The organism is Micromonospora sp. RHAY321, assembly GCF_023896955.1.
GTDB lineage: Bacteria > Actinomycetota > Actinomycetes > Mycobacteriales > Micromonosporaceae > Micromonospora.
In genome coordinates, this window is sequence record NZ_JAMHIW010000001.1 from 672,498 (window position 1) to 694,385 (window position 21,888).

A 21,888-nucleotide genomic window follows, 5' to 3' on the forward strand; every position below is an offset into this window, starting at 1 on the left:
GTGGATACGCCGTCCTTCACCGCGATTTTTGGGCCACCGTCGGCCAACGCTGTCCCCGTCGAATGGGATGTGGTGGAGGCCTGGCTCGGTCTCCCGCTGCCGGGCGACTACAAGTCGTTGGTTTCAGCCTATGGGCCGCTCGACATCGGTGAGTTCATCTGGCTGCACTCGCCCTGTGTCCAGGAGGATCGTTTCGACTACGGCGGCTGGCTGCAGGAAACCCACCGGCACTGTCGTGTCGCATCGCGGCAGGTTCCGCCGTACGAGCCTCCGGTTTTCCATCCCGCGCATGCTGGCCTGCTTGCCTGGGGGGAAACGCGGTCGGCCAGCCGTCTGTTCTGGGACACCGCAGCGTCCGACGATCCGGATCAGTGGCCGGTTGTCGTCTTTCATCAGGATGCCGTCCACCATGGCGTCAATCCATGGCACAGCTACGAGATGCCGTTGCTGGACGCGCTGGCCGCGGCCGTTCACACCGGGCTTCTGCTCCCCGGCGGTGGGCGGATCGGGCCGCTGCCCGCGACCGCCCGGCGGACGGCGTTCCTCACCGACGCGGGCTCGTGGTCACCGCCCACGCCCCGCCCAGAGGTGGTGCCTGAGGCGCTCCGGCGGGCCGCGCTCACCCAGGGCACCGGGCTGGCGGCGTTGAGGCTTCTCGTGCCTCCACCCGAGGCGCCGTACCTCGGTGGCGGCACCTGGACCGACCTGTTCGACGAGCTGGGCACTCGCCTGCCCGACGAGTATGTGTCCCTGATGGACCGCTATGGGGCCGGATGCTGGTGCAAGTGGCTGAACTTCGTCACCCCGCTGCGCACCAACGGCCGGGGCTTCGCGTACCACGCCGCGCAGGTGCTGGACGGGTACCGCGAGCTTCGGGCGGCGTTCCCGGAGTACCACCCGCTGCCCGTCTGGCCCGAGCCCGAGGGCTTCCTGCCGTTCGCAAGCTCGATCGACGGCGACCAACTCGGCTGGCTGACCGAGGGGGACCCCGACCAGTGGCCGCTGATCGTCTCTCCCCGGCACGCGGACCAGGGGCCGCCGCTGCCCAACAACCTGACGGACACTCTGCTGGAGTGGGTGCGGGGGCGCTTCGCCACGGAAGGGCTGCCGGGCCTGGACGCACTTGATGATCCGCTGGCATTCGTGGACTTCGATTCATGGGACGACGAAGCTTATTGGTAGACAGAGCCGGACGCCCAGGTCCCCGGGGTCCTTCGGCCTTGCGGGCTGAAGGATGCCCACGTCGGGCGGCACGCCGTGGCCGCGCTTCGCGCTCAGCTCAGACCGTCCGGATTTGCCGCCGTCCGGGCGTCACTCCTCAGCGTTATGCGACGGACGGGCCGACTGTGCCGAGCGGTAGGCGCGTGCGACCGTTGACGACGTGGCGGCCAACTGCGGACGGGACGGCAACCAGACGGTCTGGATTCCGAGTTGCTCGTTCATCGCAGCGAGCTGGTACTCGTAGCGAAGGTCCGCGGCCGTGCGCACGCCACGGACGATGACCGTGGCACCGAGGCGCAGGCAGTAGGCAGTGGTCAGGCCGGTCCAGGTGTCCACCTCGACATTGCTCCAGGCTGCCGGCATGGCGTCACGCACGCGTACGGCCCTGGCCATGGCATCCGCGGTTGGTTGCTTGTCGGCGTTCACCGCCAGCAACACGATGACCCGGTCGAACATCACCCGAGCACGGGCCACCAGGTCGCGGTGCCCGGGCGTGAACGGATCGAACGTGCCGGGATAGACCGCCAACGAACCACGTACCGGCGCCACTCCACGATCCGACGTAGCCGTCACCGCGACTCCCACAACATGGGCGCGATCATCCCAGCCGTACATGTGCCGACAGGACTCGGGCTTGTCGTCACCGCCGACCACCTCCGACATCCTGATCTGCCGCCGACCGGGCGTCTTGACCGGCGCGCGACACTCGTCCCGCCAACTGATCCGCGACACCTTCGTGCCCGGATTGCGGCATGAGAGTGCCCGGCGCCGGTCTCTCGACGCGGCGAAGCGAAGCACCCGGATGCCGGGACACGTCCCGCGAGGGAGCAAGGACTCAGCGGACGGGCACCGGCTCGGACGACGGCCGCCACTCTCGCCTGATCAGCCCGTAGACCCACGAGTCAGAGACCTCGCCGTTCACGACGCAGTCTTCCCGCAACGTCCCTTCACGCACGAACCCGAGCTTCTCCAGCACGCGGGCAGATGCCACGTTGCGTGTGTCGGCCTCAGCCTGGACGCGATTCAGGTCCAGCATGTCGAATGCCCACCCCAGCACAGCGCGCGCGGCCTCCGTCGCATAGCCGTGGCCCCACGCCGCATCGTCGAAGCAGTAGCCCAGCGATGCGCTGCGGTAGTCCGGATTCCACCGGTTCAGGCTGCACCAGCCGATGAACGCCCCGCCGGAGACACGATCCACTGCCAGTCGCGCCCCGGTGCCTTCCTCTGCCATCTGCCGGCAAGCCGCGATGAACCGCTCGGCGCGCACGCGGTCGTTCCACGGCGGCGAGTCCCAGTAGCGCAACACGTGGGCGCTGCTGTGCAGCGCGAAGAGGTCGTTCGCATCCGCGTCGTCGAAGGGACGCAGCCGAAGGCGGGCGGTGTGCAGCGTGGGCGTGGGCAGCGACATGCGCGTCATGTTCTCTCCCGGGACTGGTGGCCGATCAACCGGAGCCTCACATCCGGGATTTCAGCACGTCGACCTCGCAGCCTGGCGCGGCCGGGTCGAAGCCGTGTTCTACCAGCCAGCGGATCGCCAGCAGGCTTCGCAATGACCACCACGCGCGGATGACATCCAGGTCGACGTCGGTGCCATAGCCGGCGACGACGTCGCCAAGGTGCTTCTCATGTCCGAGTGTCAAGCTGGCGAGGTCGTACAGGGCATCGCCCTGGCCCGCCTCGGACCAGTCGACCACGCCGGTGACCTCGTCGTCGTCGACGAACACATGGGCGATCTGCAGGTCGCCATGCATGAAAACCGGAGTCCACGGCCGAAGCGCAGCCTCGGCAACCCGGTGGTTGATAGTGACCAGATCAGCGGGAAGGACGCCGTTCCCGACGAGCCACTCGCATTCACCGTCGAGGCGCGACGCCAACTCGTCGAGACGGCGACCGGGCCATGGCGGCAACGGCGCGTCGTGCAGCATCCGTGCGGCGGCACCGGCCGCGGCCCACGCCGCCGAAGACGCGGCCGACGGCTCGCCGAGGCGGCCGAGTGCCGTCCCGGGGAGAGCGGCGAGAGCGAGTACGGGCGGCTTCCGCCACAGGATCTCCGGAGTGGGGATCGGCGCCATGGCCATCGCCTCGACCTCGACATCGGTGCGAGTCTGATCAGCGTCGATTTTCAGGAACACGTCGCCGACGCGCACGGTCGCGCGCTCCTGATGGGCGACGACGACCTCGACCTCTTCCACGTCGGCCAGTGTCGCGGAGATGACCACCGACGTCACCGGCTTATTGCGTGGACCCCGGCTCCACGCTGCGGGTCTGCACCCACCTGTCACCGAGCAGCGAGGATCGTACCCGCCGTGTGATCGACGCAGCCTTCGGCCGCGGCCTGGACGCCTCGGGCGGCCTGGCCACGGCCAAGCTGGGTGATCGGAAGGTGTTTGCGCAGCTCAGTAGCGGTGACGGCGTCACTTGGCGTTGTATTGATCGGGCGCGGGGACGCAGTCAAGCAAAGCGGACGACTTGGCTTTTAGCTGCTGTTACGCCTGGCATTGATGGTCAACGGTGGGCGCTGCGGGTTCCCCTTTGACGACCTGGAAACGGCATGATCTTGGGGCTTCTCGACACACCTCGCCGGGCGGGGCCTGATCGCGTGGGCCGGTGGCAGGGTTCGGACGGGCTCATCGATGGAGTAGACCTCCAGGCAAGATAGGAATCCGCCGTCTACAAGCAGCACGACACCGGCGTAGGTGTCGCCATCGCTGATATCCGCCGAGACGGGCGCGGCTGAGATGACCTGGGCAGGCGTCGCTCGCGATCGGTCAACGGACAGGTTGATCGTCGCGCAGCCGCAGCCGCAGCCGCAGCCACCGTCAACAGCGGCATGCCTCAGTTGGGTAAGCAGCTCGTCACTGCCCGGAAACGGTGAACCGAGCAGTCGCTCGATCACCTCTCGTTCAGGCTCGGTGAGCGGGCGTCCCCTCTGGGTCGGGAGTACGTCGTCCGTCGGCACACGCCCATGGTCGCGCACAACCCGTGTGCAATGCGACGTTACCTCGGACTACTTGACCCCCAGGGCAACCAGCACCGCCCCGTGAGCTGCGACTCTGTGGCTCTTGACCTGTAAGCGTGGTCCGCCATCGTCCGTGCTTGTTCGCTGCCGTCCGCACCGATCGTCACTCAGTTAGTCACCCGGCGGGGCAAGTCGTCGCGGTTGTGATCAGCGCGGCAAGCAGTTCCTGTGATGGCCGCAAGGGCGCGAGCAGATCTCGCACGTAGGCCACGCGCTGCTCCTCGCTGGTGTCCTGCCACCACTTGCCTGCCTGGGTCAGGTGGGCACGGACAGCCTCGACACGGTGAGGATGAGCAGCCGCGTTCCGCCAGTCATGCCACCCTTGGCCCGGATCGGCGGCCTCAAGCGCATCCGCCAGACGGTGCTGGATCGCGGCGATGAAGGGGCTGCCGGCGTAGATGCTCCCAAGGTCGTCAGACTTGCACTCCATGAGCATCCGATGAAGCGTGAGTACCTCGTGATAGCCCTCGACCTGCACCGCTCCAACGTCCATCGCTCAAGCTTGCCCGATGCACCGGCACCACGAGCCTGAAGGTGCCGAGCATCAGCTTGGAAATCGGGTTGATCTGCACCCTGAGTAGCCATGTTGGCCAGTGAGTGAGCACGGAGCGTTGAGGTCGCGGGTGCCGGGGCGCTGTTGTAGGCCGGTGTTGACCACTACATCGGGCACGCACCGGGCACGGCGACCCCGGCCTGCGACGCATGGCAGGGCCCTCATGCTTGCCTTGCTGTTCGCACGGTTGATCTTTACCATTTACGAAAATTGCAGATATCCCTTGTTGCCTGCTGCATAAGGTTCCACGACTTCTGGATATCAATATTTCCGGTGGTCGCACCCGAATAGCGAGAAGTGCCCTTGATTAAAAGGACCGCGCCCACCCAGCCTGTCAAGACACCCAACACCATCACAGAGAAGAGTACGATTGTGAGCGGTTCGAGAATGTCTGGGGCCACGCCGAACCCTGCGAGAACGACTAAGACGACCGTGACCGGAAAGAGTAGGACTAGTCGCATCCCTCGTACAAACAACCGGTATCTGTACGATTCCACTATCGCGAAAAAAGCGGGATCGTCTGCCATGCTAGTTGCACCAATCAAGACTGCTCATCAAAGAAATCTCCAACTACGTCGGCAGGACACCTCGGAACACAATGGCACCCCGAGTCAACCGCTGGCCATCCACTCTGCCGTCACGCGCGGACGTTGTTGGAGCGCCACCCACGCCATCACCGCCGTCGGTTCGCCCTCGCAGCCTGGATGGCCCAGACGTTGGTGAGCATGAGGCCGCCCGCCAGTCCAGCAAGGAGTGCGCCCCCCGCGCCAGACATGCCGGTCACTTTGACGAAGATCCAGGCCGCCACGGCGACGACTGCCGAAATGATGCCGAGCCCGGCGGGAATCCCCTTGCCTGAGAGCCACCGGCGCAACCCGACGACCAGCAATGACGATCCGATTAGCAGACCCGCCAGCAGACACAGCGCCGACGCAATGAACTGCTCGGAGCTTACGGTCACTGCGACCCCACCTCCGACTGCGGCCAGGCCAACGAGCAAGGAGATTGGGCCCGCTCCACGCGGCCACGCACGATCGTCGCGGTGCGGAACCTGCTCAGTCTCGGCCACGGCCGACATACTGCCAGAATGGAGTGTCCTCGGCGTTGACGGGCTAGCGCGGCGGTTCAGCATGCTTCTCCAGAGGCCGTGGTGGGGATACGGCGCGTGTACCCCGGGCAGGCCCCTGGCCTGCCGGCAATAGCCAGCCCGAGGGGTCGCAGAGGCTCCGAGGTCAAGGGCGGCCCTAGGGCGGGCCGTCGCGGAGCGACGCGAAACGCCCTTGACCTTGGAGGGGCGGCCCCGCACACTCCGCGCCGCATCCCCACCACGGCCGGCGGTGACTCGGCCTACGGCGCGGCGGTGAGACGGCCGCCGCGCCCCGGCCGGCCGAGCCATTGATGCGGCCTTCGGTGAGGACCCGGCCGCCAAGGACGTCCCGGAAGCCCTTGACGGCCTGGAGACGGCATGATCATGGCCAGTGGCCCTCGGGACGGCCGTATTTACAGGTCAGCGACGCTAGCCCGTCACTTGGCGTTGAAGTAGCTGGCCTCCGGGTGGTGGACCACGATGGCGTCGGTGGCCTGCTCCGGCATGAGCTGGAACTCCTCGGACAGCTCCACGCCGATCCGCTCCGACCCGAGCAGCTCCACGATCTTCGCCCGGTCCTCCAGGTCGGGGCAGGCCGGGTAGCCGAACGCGTACCGGCAGCCCCGGTAGTCGTTGCGCAGCAGGCCGGCCAGGTCCGCCGGATCGTCGTCGGCGATGGTGCGGCCGTCGGGCAGGGTCAGCTCGGCGCGGATGCGCCGGTGCCAGTACTCGGCGAGGGCCTCGGTGAGCTGCACCGACAGCCCGTGCACCTCCAGGTAGTCGCGGTACTCGTTGCGGGCGAACAGCTTGGCCGCGTACTCGCTGACCGGCTGGCCGACGGTGACCAGCTGCAACGCGACCACATCGAGCTGGTCGCCCTTGGGCCGGAAGAAGTCCGCCAGGCAGAGCCGCCGCTCCTGCCGCTGCCGGGGGAAGGAGAACCGGGCGCGCTCCGCGTGCCCGTTCTCGTCGAGCACCACCAGGTCGTTGCCTTCGGAGTACGCGGGGAAGTAGCCGTACACGACGGCTGCCTCCAGCACCTGGTCGGCGATGAGCCGGTCCAACCAGTACCGCAGACGCGGCCGACCTTCGGTCTCGACCAGCTCCTCGTAGGACGGTCCGTTGCCGCCGCGGGCGCCGTTCAGCCCCCACTGCCCGCGGAAGGTGGCCCGCTCGTCGAGCAACGCCGCGTAGTCGGCCATCGGCACGCCCTTGACCACCCGCGTGCCGAAGAACGGCGGCGTGGGCACGGCCACGTCGGCAGCCACGTTGGAGCGGATCGAGGAGTCGTGCAACTCCGGCAGGGACTCGGTCACCATCGACCGCTGCCGTTCCCGGCGCGCCCGCCGAGCCGCCAGAGCCGCTTCCCGCTCCGGGTCGATCACCGGCGCGCCGCCCCGCTTGGCGGTCATCACCTTGTCCATCAGGGACAGACCCTCGAACGCGTCCCGCGCGTAGTGCACCTGCCCGGGGAACATCGACCGCAGGTCGTCCTCGACGTACGCGCGGGTGAGCGCCGCCCCGCCCAGGAGCACCGGCCAGCGCTCCGCGACCCCGCGGGTGGCCATCTCGGCGAGGTTCTCCTTCATGATCACGGTGCTCTTCACCAGCAGCCCGGACATCCCGATCGCGTCGGCACGGTGCTGCTCGGCGGCGTCCAGGATGGCGCTGATCGGCTGCTTGATGCCGATGTTCACCACCTCGTAGCCGTTGTTGCTCAGGATGATGTCGACCAGGTTCTTGCCGATGTCGTGCACGTCGCCGCGCACGGTGGCCAGCACGATGCGGCCCTTGCCGCCGTCCTCTGCGGTCTCCATGTGCGGCTCCAGGTACGCCACCGCGGTCTTCATCACCTCGGCTGACTGGAGCACGAACGGCAGCTGCATCTGCCCGGAGCCGAACAGCTCCCCGACGACCTTCATGCCGTCCAGCAGGATGTCGTTGATGATCGACAGTGGGGACCGGCCGCCGGCCATCGCCGAGTCCAGGTCGGCCTCCAGGCCGTTGCGCTCGCCGTCGATGATCCGCCGCTTGAGCCGCTCGTCCAGCGGCAGCGCGGCCAGCTCCTGCGCCCGGCTGGCCCGGGCACTGGTCACGTCCACGCCCTCGAAGAGTTCGAGGAAGCGCTGCACCGGGTCGTAGCCCTCGCGGCGCCGGTCGTAGACCAGGTCCAGCGCGACCTCGCGCTGCTCGTCGGGGATCTTCGACATCGGCAGGATCTTGCTGGCGTGCACGATCGCCGAGGTCAGCCCGGCCTGGACGCACTCGTGCAGGAACACCGAGTTGAGCACCTGCCGGGCGGCCGGGTTGAGCCCGAACGAGATGTTCGAGATGCCGAGGGTGAAGTTGACCCCCGGGTAGCGGCGGGCGATCTCCCGGATCGCCTCGATCGTCTCCAGGCCGTCGCGGCGGGTCTCCTCCTGCCCGGTGGCGATCGGGAAGGTCAACGCGTCGATCAGGATGTCCGACCGGTCCATCCCCCAGCGGCCGGTCAGGTCGTCGATCAGCCGTGCCGCGACCCGGACCTTCCACTCCTGCGTACGCGCCTGCCCCTCCTCGTCGATGAGCAGCGCCACCACGGCCGCGCCGTGCTCACGGACGATGGGCATCACCCGCGCGTACCGGGAGTCGGGGCCGTCGCCGTCCTCGAAGTTCACCGAGTTGACCACGCACCGGCCGCCGAGCATCTCCAGACCGGCCTCGACGACGGCCGGCTCGGTGGAGTCCAACATGATCGGCAGCGTCGACGCGGTGGCGAACCGGCCCGCCAGCTCCCGCATGTCCTGGGTGCCGTCACGGCCGACGTAGTCGACGCACAGGTCCAGCAGGTGCGAGCCGTCCCGCGCCTGGCTGCGGGCGATCTCCACGCAGGCCCGCCAGTCCGCGGCGAGCATCGCCTCCCGGAACGCCTTGGAACCGTTGGCGTTGGTCCGCTCCCCCACCATCAGCACCGACGCGTCCTGAGCGAACGGCACCGGGTGGTACACCGAGGAGACGCCCGCCTCGTGCCGCGGCTCGCGTGCCGCGGCGGTGACGCCGTGCAGCCGCTCGGACAGCACCCGGATGTGCTCCGGGGTGGTGCCGCAACAGCCGCCGACCAGCGACACGCCGTACTCGGTGATGAACCGCTCCAGCGCGTCGGCCAGCTCGACCGGGGTGAGCGGGAAGTACGCCCCGTCGGCGGTCAGCACCGGCAGGCCGGCGTTCGGCATCACCGACAGCGGGATCCGGGAGTGCTGCGACAGGTACCGCAGGTGCTCGCTCATCTCGGCCGGGCCGGTGGAGCAGTTGAGCCCGATCAGGTCCACCCCGAGCGGCTCGATCGCGGCGAGGGCCGCCCCGATCTCGCTGCCCACGAGCATCGTGCCGGTGGTCTCCACGGCGACGTGGCAGATGATCGGCACCGACTGGCCCAGCTCGGCCATCGCCCGCTTCGACCCGACCACCGCGGCCTTGACCTGGAGGAGGTCCTGGCAGGTCTCAATGATCAGCGCGTCCGTGCCGCCGGCGATCAGCCCGGCGGCGTTCTCCTGGTATGCGTCGCGCAGTGTCGCGTAGGCGGCGTGCCCGAGGGTCGGCAGCTTGGTGCCCGGCCCGATCGAGCCGAGCACGAACCGGGGCCGCTGCGGCGTGCTGGCCGCGTCGGCGGCCTCGCGGGCGATCCGGGCTCCCGCCTCGGACAGCTCCCGGATGCGGTGCGGGATGTCGTACTCGGCGAGGTTGGCGAGGTTGGCGCCGAACGTGTTGGTCTCCACGCAGTCCGCGCCGGCGGCCAGGTAGGCGTCGTGTACGCCGCGCACCACGTCGGGCCGGGTGACGTTGAGGATCTCGTTGCACCCCTCAAGCCCGTCGAAGTCGTCGAGCGTGAGGTCAGCGGCCTGCAGCATCGTGCCCATCGCCCCGTCGGCGATGAGGATCCGGTCGGCCAGCACATCCATCAACGAAGTCCGCACCCGTTCAGGTTAGTGCGGGCCGTGCCTTGCTCAACCGCCCTCCGTGCTCGATCCCATATTGTGTCAGCGGGATCACCCCGTCCGGTTCGCCATCGTATGACCGGTCGTCGGTCGGGGCGGCCGGCGCGGCCGACGGGCCAGGCCCCCGCCCGGCACGTAGGCTGGCGGACGTGAAGCACAACAGGGACACCGCCGTGCCCTACGGCCCGACGACCGGGTGCGGTCCCGGTGCCGGCCGCGACGAGCAGGGTGAGGTGACGGCGTGACCGAGTTCGACGGACTGCCGGTGCTGCGGTCCCCGGTGGCCATCGCCGCGTTCGAGGGCTGGAACGACGCCGCCGACGCGTCCACGGCCGCCATCGAGCACCTGGAGCAGGTCTGGAACGCACGGCAGATCGCCGAGCTGGATCCGGAGGACTTCTACGACTTTCAGGTCAGCCGCCCCACCATCACGATGGCCGACGGGGAGACCCGCCGGGTGGAGTGGCCGACGACCCGGTTCATGGTCGCCAGCCCGGAGGGCACCGAGCGGGACGTGGTGCTGATCCGGGGCATCGAGCCGAGCATGCGCTGGCGGACGTTCTGCGAGCAGGTGCTGGAGATCTGCCACAGCCTCGAGGTGGAGCGGGTGGTCCTGCTCGGCGCGTTGCTCGCCGACGTGCCGTACACCCGGCCGCTGCCGATCAGCGGCAGCGCCTCCGACGCCCAGGCCGCGGAGCGCTACCAGCTCACCCCCACCCGCTACGACGGGCCGACCGGCATCGTCGGCGTGCTGCACGACGCCTGCACCCGCGCCGAGGTGGACGCCGTCTCGTTCTGGGTGCACGTGCCGCACTACGCCAACAACCCACCCTGCCCGAAGGCCACCCTCGCCCTGCTGCACCGGGTCGAGGAGGTCGTCGACCTGCCGGTGCCGATGGCCGACCTGGCCGAGGAGGCCGCCGAGTGGGAGCAGCGGGTGCGCAGCGCCGCCGAGCAGGACGCCGAGCTCGGCGAGTACGTCCGCGAGCTGGAGGAGCGCGTCGGCGACGAGGGGATCACCCCGCTGACCGGTGACGAGATCGCGCAGGAGTTCGAGAAGTACCTGCGGCGCCGGGGTGGCTCGGCCGGCCCCACGGCAGGCTCCTGGTAGCGCCTCTCCCCCGTTTCGAAACGGGCCTCGGACCTTCGGTGTCCGGGGCCCGTTTTCGTGTTCGCCATCCTTTTTGGTGTGTCCGGGGTGGCGGTGTCACACCCGCTAGGGCATCCTAGGAACCTAGCTGTGATCAAGGAGGCGGGCATGCAGATCAACCCGGGGGCCGCCGAGTTCCCGCACCGGCAGATCGCCGCGCAGCTCAAGGCCCAGGTCCGCCGTGGCGACTGGGGGCCGGGCGAGCGGCTGCCGTCCATCCCGGCCATCGCCGAGATGTTCGGCGTCGCCAAGCAGACCGTGCAACGCGCCGTCGACCAGCTACGGGTCGAGGGCATCCTGATCACCAAGCCCGGATCCGGTACGTACGTCCGGGGCACCAGGCGCCGACTCAACCGGCTCTCCCGCGGCCGGTACGGCGGCTTCCGTGGCTACCACACGGATCTCGCCGCCCGGTACCGTCAGCAACTCGTCTCGGTCGGCCGCGCCCCCGCCCCCGCCGAGGTGGCCGACGCGTTCGGCGTGCCCGACGGCACCGACCTGCTCTGCCGCCGACACCTGGTACGCACCGACGACTCCCCCGTCGAGGTCGGCGCCTCCTGGTTCCTGCCCGGCGACACCGCCGGCACCTCCCTGGAGCGCGCCGAGGCGTTCGGCCGGCCGCTCTACCAGGAGGCCGAGGAGGCCACCGGACGGCGCTACGTCTCGGCCACCGACACGATCAGCGCCCGCCAGCCCAGCCGGGAGGAGGCCGAGACCCTCCAGATCCGGCCGGACACCCCGGTGCTGCACCTGCTGCACGTCGCGTACGACAGCCACCGCAAGCCGATCGAGGTCGCCCAGGCCACCTGGCCCGGCCCGATGACGACCCTCACCGAGGAGTACCAGGTCCCCGGCCCGACCCCCGACCCGGAACCCGACCCCGGCCTGGTCCTGGGCTGACCGCGCCCATCGTTGATCATAAGGACGGGCCGAACAGTGACCGAATCCCCTGCCAGCCCCATGATCGACGCCCCTGAGGGGCGGGATTGGTCAGAGGCGGATGCCGAGAAGGGCGTCCACGGTCTTGGTGAAGAGGGCGGGGGCTCCAGGGTCATCAGTGGTGCCGGCGAGGGTCGCGTCGGCCCACCGGTCGGCCACCGCCAGGGCGCCAGGGGTGTCGAGGTCGTCGGCGAGGCGTTCGCGTACCCCGGCCAGCAGCTCGGCCCCGGACGGCCCGGCGGGCGCGGCGGCGGCCTGCCGCCAGCGGGCCAGGCGCTCCTGCGCGGCGGTCAGCAGCTCGTCCGTCCAGGTGCGGTCGCTGCGGTAGTGCCCGGACATCAGCGCCAGGCGGATCGCCATCGGGTCGACCTTGTCGGCGCGTAGCCGGGAGACGAAGACCAGGTTGCCGCGGGACTTGGACATCTTCTCGCCGTCCAGGCCGATCATCCCGGCGTGCACGTAGTGCTCGGCGAACGGCGCCTGGCCGGTGAGCCGCTCGGCGTGCGCGGCGGACGCCTCGTGGTGCGGGAACAGCAGGTCGTTGCCGCCGCCCTGCACGTCGATCCGGTCGCCGAGCAGGTTCAGCGCGATCACCGCGCACTCGATGTGCCAGCCCGGGCGACCCGGGCCCAGTTCCCCGCCCGGCCAGGACGGCTCGCCCTCGCGGGTGCCGCGCCACAGCAGCGGGTCCAGCGGGTCGCGCTTGCCGGCGCGGTCCGGGTCGCCGCCGCGCTCCGGGAAGATCTCCAACATCTGCTCACGGGTCAGGTTGGACTCGTAGCCGAACCGGGGCGTCGAGGAGATGTCGAAGTAGACGTCGCCGGTGCCGTCGTCGAGCCGGTACGCGGCGCCGTCCTTGAGCAGCACCTCGACCTTGTCGGCGATGTCGGGGATCGACTCGACCGCGCCCACGTAGTGCTCCGGCGGGATGATCCGCAGCGCCTCCATGTCCTCCCGGAACAGGGCCGTCTCGCGCATCGCCAGGACCACCCAGTCCTCGCCGTCACGGGCGGCCCGCTCCAGCAGCGGGTCGTCGATGTCGGTCACGTTCTGCACGTAGCGCACCGGGCGGCCGGCGTCGCGCCACATTCGCTGCACCAGGTCAAAGGTGATCATGGTGGCGGCGTGGCCGAGGTGGGTGGCGTCGTACGGGGTGATGCCGCAGACGTACATGCTTCCCGCGTCGGCGGGCTCACTCGGGTGGACGCCCTGCCGCGCCGAGTCGTACAACGCCAGTGGCTCGCCCCTGCCCGGCAGCCGTGGCACCTCGTGTCCCGCCCAAGACTCCATGGCCTCAGCCTAGCCAGCCCCGTGACCGCCCCGGGCCACCCCACGGGTGATCAAGATGACAGTGGATCACATGGGCGGCCAGGGCACCGCCGGCCAGTCCTCCGGAGGCTGCGGGAAGCGGCCGGTCTGCCGCAGCCGGTCGACGCGGGCGGCCAACTCGGCGATCTCGCTGATCGTCAGGTGGTCGGCCAGCTCGGCGCCGAGCGCCCCGGCGACCTGCCCGGCGAGCCCGTCGAGCATCTCCACGGCGTCCGGCGGCAGTTGCTTGCCGGCCCAGCCCCAGAGCACCGTGCGCAGCTTGTCCTCGACGTGGAAACTCACCCCGTGGTCCACGCCGTAGATCCGGTCGTCAGTGCCGACCAGGACGTGGCCGCCCTTGCGATCCGCGTTGTTGATCACGGCATCGAGCACCGCCAGCCGGGCCAGCCTCGGGTCGTCGGCGTGTGCGAGCACGTACGCGGCGCCGTCGTCGTCACGCGCCGCGGCGATCGGGAACCAGCGCGGCGGCAGCTCCTCGGCCGGCACGAAGCCGACCAGGGGCTCGGCGTCCTCCGGCTCGTCGATCCAGAGCTGACAGGACCCCGGCCCGAACGGGCCGTCCCGCAGCAGGGTGGGCGGCACCAGATCCCAGCCGGTGGCCCGGGACACCAGGTACGCCGACACCTCCCGGCCCGCGAGCGTGCCGTCCGGAAAGTCCCAGAGTGGGCGCTCGCCACGGACCGGCTTGTAGACGCAGCGGGCGGTGAGCCCGTCGAGCGTCAGAATGCCGCGCAGCGTCGTGTTCGACGCGTCGACCAGCCGCCCTTCCAGGTCGAGCGCGCCGTCGCGCAACAACCGCAGCGCGGCGTCGCCGTCCTGGCGGGGCTGGAGGCCGGACGAGGTCACCGGTGGTAACCGTTGTGCCGCGGGCAGAGGTGCCCGGCGGGGTCCAACGGCTGGCCGCAGAGCGGGCACGGGGGCCGGCCCGCGTTCACCACTCGCCGGGCCCGCTCGATGAACTGGCGGGTGGCCTGCGGGGTGAGCCGGACCCGGAGGCGATCCAGGTCCTCGTCGGGCTCGTCGTCCTCGTCCTCGTCGTCCTCGTCGTCGTCCTCGTCGCCCAGCTCGACCTCGGCCTCCACCTCGCCGGCGGCGATCGCCTCGATCACCACGGTCGCGGTGTCCACGTCGAAGGCCAACCCGAGGGTCCCGACCCGGAACTCCTCGTCGACCGGAGTGTCCAGTGGCTCGTTGTCGCCGATCACCGGCGCCAGCTCGGGCAGGTCCACCCCGAAGCGCCGCTGCGCCTCGGTGAGCAGCTCCTCCAGCTTCTCGGCGAGCAGGGAGACCTGGACCTTTTCCAGCGCGACGCTGACCAGCCGGCCGCCACCGCGAGCCTGCAGGAAGAACGTGCGCTCCCCCGGCGGCCCGACGGTCCCGGCGACGAACCGCTCCGGCGGTTCGAAGGCGTGCACCTGGTGGGTCATACCCACGACCCTATCCGGCCCGCCACGGCATCGCGCACCCCACCGACGCGAATCACCGCGCGCCCCGGCGCGCCCGGCGAATCGGGCACCACACCCGGGCGTGGCGGACGGCGGCCCGTCACCGCCCCGCCCCCGCGCCGCCGCCGACCGGCGCGTCGGAGTCGGCCGCTCCGGCCGCCCGCGCCGCCCGTCGACGACGCTTGGGCGGCGGCGGCACCAACCCCGTCAGGTCGCCACCGGTGTCGTTGAGCCGCAGCAGGAACGGCCGCAACGAGGTGTACCGGATCGCCGTCACCGACGCCGGGTCGGCCACGATCCGCTGGAACAGATCCAGGTGTACGCCGAGCGCGTCGGCCACGATGGCCTTGATCACATCGCCGTGGCTGCACGCCAACCAGACCGCCTCCGGGCCGTGCTCGGCCGTGATCCGGGCGTCCCACGTCCGTACGGCCGCGACCGCCCGTGCCGCCATCGCCGCCATGGCCTCCCCCTCGGGGAAGACGGCCGCGCTGGGGTGCTGCTGGACCACCGGCCAGAGCGGCTCCTTGGCCAGCTTCTTCAGCGGCTGCCCCTCCCACGCTCCGTAGTCACACTCGATCAGGCCCTCCTCCACCAGCGGGGCGGCCTCGGGCAGAGCCAGCTCCAGGGTCTGCCGGCACCGGATGAGCGGACTGGTCACCACCGCCGCAAGGGGGACGGGCCGCAGCCGCTCGCCGACGGCGGACGCCTGGGCCCGGCCCGTCTCGTCCAACTCGACCGGCTGGCGGCCGGCCAGGCCGCCGTCCGCGTTCGCGGTCGTCCGGCCGTGTCGCAGAAGCAGAAGGGTTGCCACGGTGACCACCCTAGGGCCTGCTCCCCGACCCCTGGCCTTGGCAGGCTCGCAGGCCATCTCGGGTTCCTTCATGCCGGCGTGCGGCTGGAGTCGGGGATGGGGTCGCTGTCATCCGTGGCCGTCATGTGCCGGGTGCGTGGGGGGTGGGGTGGGGCCCGCCGTGCCCGGCTCCGGGCGGTCAGGCTTGATCCCTGCGCCGGGCACGGCGGGCCCCACCCCGTCGGTGGTCGCTGTCCGTCCCGGCGCGGCAGGCTCACCCCGCACTATCCGTGCTGGTGTCCGCGCCGAGGCGCGGTAGCGCCCTGCCGGTGGTCCCGTCAGCCCTGACACCTACGGTGGGATGGCCGCGCCGCACCCGGGAGGCGGTCGCTGTCATGGCGGTGATACCTGTGAGGCATAAATATGCCTCTGAGGTATCAGGCGTCTTGCCGAGACCGGCCGGATGTCGCCTCCTGAGGTGATCGACTCGCGCTCAACGATGTCGGGGTGTCTGGGGTGAGGATGCCCCGATGTCAGGGATACCGAGTCGATCACCACCGCAGGGGCCGGTGTGACGCCGGAACGGTCGGGCGACTGACCCGGGAGTGGCCTTGTGTCCGGTTCATGCCGCGTTGACCTGTGACCCGGTGCACCCGTGCGCCGGAATGAGGGCCGGCCGGGGGTCGTTACATACCCTGACGATCGCAGCACCACGGCCCGCCGCCCCGACCCCCAGGGTTGGAATGCCAGGCCCCAGCCGGTCGTTACACATCCCCTGAACGACCGCACCAGCACCCGCACCACAGGGTGCCGCACCCCGGAATGACTCCGGCCCGGCGGTCGTTACACACAGACCCGGCGCCACGAGCCCTGCGCCCGTAGGCCGCCGAACTGACTTTTCCCCGTGTTTGAGAAGCGCCGGACGAGGTGCTTGCACCCCTATGCCGTTCCCCCGAGCGGCTCGATCGGGTGTCTACCCCCGTGAAGGAGCTACCCCCATGAACACGATCATCCGTAAGAGCATGCTGTCCGTTGCTGGTCTCGCGTTCGCCGGTGGTGTGTTCGCCGGCCCGATCGCCGCCCACGCCGCCACCCCGGTTGAGGGCAAGGCGGCCGCGGTTGCGGTGCAGACGGCCAAGCCGAGCCCGCAGGGCGAGCAGTCCCGGATCACCCTGAACGATGAGCAGGTGGCGAACGTGAAGGCGATCATCGCTGCGACGAAGAAGGCGGGTCTGCCGGAGCGGGCCGCGGTCATCTCGATCGCGACGAGCCTGCAGGAGTCGAAGCTGGAGAACCTGGGCCACCTCGGCGACCGCAACGATCACGACTCGCTGGGCCTGTTCCAGCAGCGGCCGAGTTCGGGTTGGGGTACTCCGGAGCAGATCACCGACCCCGACTACTCGACCACGGCGTTCCTGAAGGGTTTGAAGCAGGTTGACGGGTGGCAGGACATGCCGCTGACCGACGCCGCGCAGACCGTGCAGGTATCGGCGTACCCGGACGCCTACGCCCAGTGGGAGCAGCAGGCCACCGACCTCGTCGCCCAGCACTGGAACAGCTGACCCGCATAGAGAGCAACCGACCGCTGGCCGGCACCCGACACGGGTGCCGGCCAGCGGCATGTGGTGGTGCGGGCGGTCGACGGATCGGCCGGATCAGGTGGCCTCGATGGCGCCCGTCATCAGCAGGGCGAGGACCAGGGTGCCCAGCGCGACCCGGTACAGCACGAAGACGTACAGGGTGTGGTGGGCGACGTAGCGCAGCAGCCAGGCGATGGCCGCGTAACCGATACCGAAGGCGATCACCGTCGCCACGATCATCTGGGCCACGGACGGCACGGACGTGCCCGGGGCGGACGGCTCGAAGACGTCCCCGAGGCTGAACACGCCGGACATCACCACCGCCGGAATGGCCAGCAGGAACGAGTACCGTGCCGCCGCCTCCCGGGTCAGGTTGAGCAGCAGCCCTGCCGTCAGCGTGCCCCCGGAGCGGGACACCCCGGGAATCAGCGCCATCGCCTGGGCGAAGCCCATGACGACGCCGTCCTTCATCCGGAAGTTCTCCAGGGTGCGGGTCTGCCGCCCCCAGTACTCGGCGAACGCCAACACGAACGCGAACACGATCAGGGTGGTCGCCACCACCCACAGATTGCGCCCGGCGGTCTTGATCTGGTCCTTGAACACGAAACCGAACAGCCCGATCGGGATCGAGCCGACGATCACGTACCAGCCCATGCGGTAGTCGAGGCTGGAGCGGACCGACTTGTCCCGCAGCCCGACGAGCCACGTCCGGGTGATCCGCCAGATGTCCTTGGCGAAGTAGATCAGCACGGCCGCCTCGGTGCCGAGCTGGGTGACCGCCGTGAACGACGCGCCGGCGTCACGGTCGAAGAAGATCGCCGAGGTGATCCGCAGATGCCCCGAAGAGCTGACCGGAAGGAACTCCGTCAGGCCCTGGACGATGCCCAGGACGATGGCCTCGACCCAGGTCACTCGCCGACTCCCGAGAGGTCGAGAGCCTCGGCGACGGTACGCAGGGTCTGCACGCCGCTGTCCCGGTCGGCCACGAACAGGCTCACCGACAGCGTGGTGACGCCCGCGGCGGCGTACTCCCGCATCCGCTCGGCGATGCGCTCCTTCGGGCCGAGCAGCGAGGTGCGGTCGATGAACTCCATCGGTACGGCGGCGGCGGCGTCGCGCTGCCGCTTGGCCAGGTACAGGTCCTGCACCTCGCGGGCGGCGTCGCCGTAGCCCATCCGGGTGGCGAGCTGGTTGTAGAAGTTCTGCTGCCGGCTGCCCATCCCGCCGACGTAGAGCGCGGCGTACCAGCGGACCAGCTCGGCGCAGGACGCGACGTCGTCGCCGATGACCACCGGCACCGAGGGCACCACGTCGAAGCCGGCCAGTTCCTTGCCGACCCTGGCCCGTCCGGCGCTGACCGATGCGAGCTGCTCGTCGGCGAACTCCGGGGCGTAGAACACGGCCAGCCAGCCGTCGGCGATCTCGCCGGCCAGCTCCAGGTTCTTCGGGCCGACCGCGGCGAGGTAGATCGGGATGTGCTCGCGGGGTGGGTGGAAGCCCAGCCGCAGCGCCTTGCCGGGCCCGTCCGGCAGCGGCAGTGTGTAGTGCTCGCCGTCGTACGCCACCTCCTTGCGGGCGATGGCCAGCTTGACGATGTCCACGAACTCCCGGGTCCGGGCGAGCGGCTTGGCGAAACGCACCCCGTGCCAGCCCTCGGAGACCTGTGGGCCGGAGACGCCCAGGCCGAGCCGGAACCGGCCGCCGGAGAGCGCGTCGATGGTGGCCGCGGTCATCGCGGTGGCGGCCGGCGTACGGGCGGGGATCTGCATCACCGCGGCGCCCACGTCGATCCGTTCGGTCTGGCCGGCCATCCAGGCGAGCATGCTGGGCGAGTCGGAGCCGTAGGCCTCCGCCGCCCACACCACCGAGTAGCCGAGCCGGTCCGCTTCCTGGGCCAGCGCCAGGTGGTCTGCTGGCGTGCTCCACGCCGTCTGGTATCCGAGGCTGAGCCCGAGTCGCACTGGTCCTCCCCCATCCGTGGCACAGGTCGCACCAGGTTACGCAATGCCGATTACTGCCTCGATCACCGGCTCGGCACCAATGATCCCCCGTCCGTTGCGGTACCCGGCGACGGCGGAACCGGCAGAACCGGCAGAGATGACGGGAGCGAGGATATCGGTGGCGGCAGGTTCGAAATAAGGTTCACCCATGCAACAGCGACCGCTCGGCCGAAGCGGGCTGGCGGTTTCGCGGCTCGCGCTCGGCACCATGACCTGGGGCCGGGACACCGACGCCGACGATGCGGCCGCCCAGCTGAAGAGTTACCTGGACGCGGGTGGCAACCTGATCGACACCGCCGACGTGTACGGCGACGGGGACGCCGAGTCGGTGATCGGCTCCCTGCTGGGCACGCTCGTTCCTCGCGACGACCTGCTGATCGCCACGAAGGCGGGGTTGCGCCCGGGCAGTGGCCGGCGCCGCGACGGCTCCCGGGGGCACCTGCTGCGCACGCTGGACGCGTCGCTGCGCCGGCTCGGCACCGACCACGTCGACCTGTTCCAGGTGCACGGGTACGACCCGGACACCCCGCTGGAGGAGACCCTGGCGGCGTTGGACCACGCCGTGTCCAGCGGCAAGGTCCGCTACGTCGGGGTGTCGAACTTCTCCGGCTGGCAGACCGCGCGGGCCGCCGCCTGGCAGACCGCGTGGCCGGGTCGGGCGCCGGTGGTCGCCGCCCAGGTGGAGTACTCGCTGCTGGAGCGGGGCGTGGAGCGGGAGGTGCTGCCCGCGTGCGACGCGCTCGGCCTCGGCGTGCTGCCCTGGTCGCCGCTGGGTCGGGGGGTGCTCACCGGCAAGTACCGGCACGGGCGGCCGGCCGACTCCCGTGCCGCCTCGCCGCACTTCGAGCGGTTCGTCGCCACGTATCTGGAGCCGCGCTGCTCCAGCATCGTCGAGGCGGTGGCGACGGCGGCCGGCGGGCTGGGCGTGTCGCCGCTGGAGGTGGCGCTGGCCTGGATCCGCGACCGGCCGGGGGTGACCGCGCCGATCCTCGGCGCGCGGACGGTCGGGCAACTGCTCGGTGCGCTCCAGGTGGAGCGGATCACGCTGCCCGAGGAGATCACCACCGCTCTGGACGACGTCTCGTCGGTGCCGGTCGGCTACCCGGAGCGCGACAGCTAGCGGCCACCCCCGGGCCGGCCCGGCTCAGATCTGCGGCCGCTGGCCCGGAACGTCGCGGACGGCGGCGAGGAAACGCGCCTGGTCGTCGCGGGTCGCCGGGTTGACGATCCGGATCCACGAGCCGTCGTCGAAGCCGATGGTGGCCGGGAACTGCATCAGCCGGGCGGTGCCGTGGTCGCAGTCGATGCGGGTCACCCGGCGCAGGTCCACGCTCCACAGCACCCGGGGCTGCCGGCGGTCCGGCCGCCCCTCGTCCGGGCGGCGGCCCATCCGCAGCAGGTGCAGGTGCGTGTCGCTCACCGCCAGCGGCGTGCCGGTGTAGCGCTCCAGGAAGAGCAGCAGGCTGCCGGCGAGAGTGGCCAGGTCGCCGCTGAAGACGTACCGCCGGCGGTAGGCGATCTCCGCGAGCTGGTCGGCCAGCGGCCGGAACTGGCTCAACCGGAACAGCGCCCGGAATGCCTCCTGCTCCGGGGTCAACGGCAGCGGCTGTCGGGGCTCTGCGCCCTGGCGTGGCGTCGGCAGGCCCATCTCCTCCTCGGCCGTGTCGGCGACCCCGCCCGCCAGCGCGGCGGCCTTGCCGGGGAGCAGCAGGACACCCGCGGCGATCCGCACCGGTGCCAGCACGGCGTCCACCCAGACCACCGGATTGACGATGTTGAGCAGCCCGAACAGCGCGCGGGGCTCCAGCGATTCGGCAACCGCCTCGCTCATGGTGTCGGCGAACTGGCTGCCCACCCGGTGCAGCTCGTGCGCCCGCACCGGCGCCAACCCGACGTAGCGGACCTCCTGGTCGGGCAGCAGCGGCGCGACGAGGGCCCGCTCGGGTTCGTCGCTGGTGCGGAACTCGTCGCGCAGCTCGCGGGCCTTGTCGCAGGCGGCTCGCGCGCCACCGAGCACCGCGTCGGCGAACCGGCCGAGCCGACCCCGCTCCCCTGACGTCACGCGTTACCTCCTCGACCGGCCTAGCGGCCCGCCGGCTGGCCCGTGGGCGGCTGCCCGAAGACATTCTGGTCGACCCAGTCGGCGCCGCCCTGCACCGCCTGGTCGACCTGGTCGCCGACCTGCTCACTGCCGGGGACGGAGAGGCCGGTGGTGAGCGCGACGGTCCCCCAGGTGACGCCGTGCACCACCGAGTTCGGCACGTTCCACGGCAGGTTGGTCGCCCAGTCCCGGGCGATCACCCGGGCGCCGTCGGCGACGCCGTGTGCCCGCAGGGCGGCGGCCCGCTCCAGGGCGCCCATGTCGAACGGCGAACCGGACTTGCCGAGCTTGTAGGTGCCCTTCGCCGGGTCGAGGACCTTGTGGTGCCACTTGTCGGCCTTGCCGGCGGCGCGCCGCTTGTCGGCGTACTTCTGGCCGGTGCGCAGCTTCTTCTGCATGTCGACCAGCTTGTCGAGATGGTTGCGGAGCTTGCGCAGGTACAGCATGACCCGCTGGAGCAGGCGGATGACCTTCTGCAGGTGCGCCGCCAGCGGTCGGATGACCTTCAGCATCCGGGTGAGCACGATCAGGCCCCTGGTCACGGCGACCCCCATGCCCGCCGCCCAGGACGCCCCGGCGGTGAACGGAGCCATCAGCAACGCCGTCACCAGCGTCACCAGCAGGAAGTTCACGAACTCGACGCAGAGGTCGACTAGCACGTCGTGCACGGTCTGCAGACCGTCGGCGGCGCTGCGCA

Annotated in this window: 19 protein-coding genes; 5 read left to right on the top strand and 14 right to left on the bottom strand. The window is 70.3% G+C overall.

Annotation, left to right across the window (positions count from 1 at the left end; genetic code table 11):
• Entirely contained in the window at nt 1–1,182 is a 1,182-nt protein-coding gene (locus M8C17_RS03115; protein ID WP_252414748.1) for an SMI1/KNR4 family protein, read from the top strand.
• Between the two features lie 129 nt (nt 1,183–1,311).
• On the opposite strand, the gene coaD is transcribed toward M8C17_RS03115, so the two are convergent.
• From coaD to metH, 6 genes are all read right to left on the bottom strand, one after another.
• Nucleotides 1,312–1,884: a pantetheine-phosphate adenylyltransferase gene (gene coaD, locus M8C17_RS03120; RefSeq protein WP_252414750.1), complete on the bottom strand. Its 573-nt coding sequence runs from the start codon at nt 1,882–1,884 to the stop codon at nt 1,312–1,314.
• 172 nt (nt 1,885–2,056) lie between these two features.
• Complete coding sequence (locus tag M8C17_RS03125; RefSeq protein WP_252414751.1) at nt 2,057–2,638, bottom strand: GNAT family N-acetyltransferase; 582 nt, start codon at nt 2,636–2,638, stop codon at nt 2,057–2,059.
• Nucleotides 2,639–2,675: 37 nt separating this feature from the next.
• Entirely contained in the window at nt 2,676–3,449 is a 774-nt protein-coding gene (locus M8C17_RS03130; protein ID WP_252414753.1) for a phosphotransferase, read from the bottom strand.
• 906 nt (nt 3,450–4,355) lie between these two features.
• Complete coding sequence (locus M8C17_RS03135) at nt 4,356–4,733, bottom strand: hypothetical protein (protein ID WP_252414755.1); 378 nt, start codon at nt 4,731–4,733, stop codon at nt 4,356–4,358.
• Between the two features lie 733 nt (nt 4,734–5,466).
• Nucleotides 5,467–5,754, bottom strand: a complete 288-nt coding sequence (locus M8C17_RS03140) for a hypothetical protein (RefSeq protein ID WP_252414757.1) — start codon at nt 5,752–5,754, stop codon at nt 5,467–5,469.
• 563 nt (nt 5,755–6,317) lie between these two features.
• Entirely contained in the window at nt 6,318–9,818 is a 3,501-nt protein-coding gene (gene metH, locus M8C17_RS03145; RefSeq protein WP_256482080.1) for a methionine synthase, read from the bottom strand.
• 277 nt (nt 9,819–10,095) lie between these two features.
• Between metH and M8C17_RS03150 the strand changes: the two genes are divergently transcribed.
• Together M8C17_RS03150 and M8C17_RS03155 are read left to right on the top strand one after the other, a co-directional pair.
• A complete protein-coding gene (locus M8C17_RS03150; RefSeq protein WP_252414760.1) occupies nt 10,096–10,965 on the top strand; it encodes a PAC2 family protein in 870 nt (289 codons plus the stop codon).
• A 147-nt stretch (nt 10,966–11,112) separates the two neighbouring features.
• Complete coding sequence (locus M8C17_RS03155) at nt 11,113–11,904, top strand: GntR family transcriptional regulator (RefSeq protein ID WP_252414762.1); 792 nt, start codon at nt 11,113–11,115, stop codon at nt 11,902–11,904.
• A gap of 90 nt (nt 11,905–11,994) precedes the next feature.
• Here M8C17_RS03155 and mshC read toward each other — a convergent pair whose 3' ends face one another.
• The 4 genes from mshC to M8C17_RS03175 all read right to left on the bottom strand — a co-directional run bounded on the left by mshC (nt 11,995) and on the right by M8C17_RS03175 (nt 15,540).
• Entirely contained in the window at nt 11,995–13,233 is a 1,239-nt protein-coding gene (gene mshC / locus M8C17_RS03160) for a cysteine--1-D-myo-inosityl 2-amino-2-deoxy-alpha-D-glucopyranoside ligase (RefSeq protein ID WP_252414764.1), read from the bottom strand.
• Nucleotides 13,234–13,299: 66 nt separating this feature from the next.
• Nucleotides 13,300–14,118 carry an SCO1664 family protein gene (locus M8C17_RS03165; protein ID WP_252414766.1) on the bottom strand — a complete coding sequence of 273 codons (819 nt, stop codon included), beginning with the start codon at nt 14,116–14,118 and terminating at the stop codon, nt 13,300–13,302.
• A complete protein-coding gene (locus tag M8C17_RS03170) occupies nt 14,115–14,699 on the bottom strand; it encodes a DUF3090 domain-containing protein (RefSeq protein ID WP_252414768.1) in 585 nt (194 codons plus the stop codon). Before M8C17_RS03170 ends, M8C17_RS03165 begins: the two co-directional genes overlap by 4 nt.
• 118 nt (nt 14,700–14,817) lie before the next feature.
• Nucleotides 14,818–15,540 carry an MSMEG_4193 family putative phosphomutase gene (locus M8C17_RS03175; RefSeq protein ID WP_252414770.1) on the bottom strand — a complete coding sequence of 241 codons (723 nt, stop codon included), beginning with the start codon at nt 15,538–15,540 and terminating at the stop codon, nt 14,818–14,820.
• Between the two features lie 968 nt (nt 15,541–16,508).
• Between M8C17_RS03175 and M8C17_RS03180 the strand changes: the two genes are divergently transcribed.
• Nucleotides 16,509–17,072: a hypothetical protein gene (locus M8C17_RS03180; RefSeq protein WP_252414772.1), complete on the top strand. Its 564-nt coding sequence runs from the start codon at nt 16,509–16,511 to the stop codon at nt 17,070–17,072.
• A 93-nt stretch (nt 17,073–17,165) separates the two neighbouring features.
• Here M8C17_RS03180 and M8C17_RS03185 read toward each other — a convergent pair whose 3' ends face one another.
• Both M8C17_RS03185 and M8C17_RS03190 read right to left on the bottom strand, forming a co-directional pair.
• On the bottom strand, nt 17,166–18,002 hold the full coding sequence (locus M8C17_RS03185) for an undecaprenyl-diphosphate phosphatase (RefSeq protein WP_252414774.1): 837 nt from the start codon (nt 18,000–18,002) through the stop codon (nt 17,166–17,168).
• Nucleotides 17,999–19,051 (bottom strand): LLM class F420-dependent oxidoreductase, encoded by a 1,053-nt coding sequence (locus M8C17_RS03190; RefSeq protein ID WP_252414776.1) that lies wholly within the window; start codon nt 19,049–19,051, stop codon nt 17,999–18,001. Before M8C17_RS03190 ends, M8C17_RS03185 begins: the two co-directional genes overlap by 4 nt.
• Before the next feature lie 187 nt (nt 19,052–19,238).
• Between M8C17_RS03190 and M8C17_RS03195 the strand changes: the two genes are divergently transcribed.
• Nucleotides 19,239–20,210 (top strand): aldo/keto reductase, encoded by a 972-nt coding sequence (locus M8C17_RS03195; RefSeq protein WP_252414778.1) that lies wholly within the window; start codon nt 19,239–19,241, stop codon nt 20,208–20,210.
• Between the two features lie 24 nt (nt 20,211–20,234).
• Here the strand turns inward: M8C17_RS03195 and M8C17_RS03200 are convergent, their stop codons facing one another.
• A complete protein-coding gene (locus tag M8C17_RS03200) occupies nt 20,235–21,152 on the bottom strand; it encodes a hypothetical protein (protein ID WP_252414780.1) in 918 nt (305 codons plus the stop codon).
• A 20-nt stretch (nt 21,153–21,172) separates the two neighbouring features.
• Entirely contained in the window at nt 21,173–21,859 is a 687-nt protein-coding gene (locus tag M8C17_RS03205; RefSeq protein WP_252414782.1) for a hypothetical protein, read from the bottom strand.
• Nucleotides 21,860–21,888 lie beyond the last annotated feature (29 nt).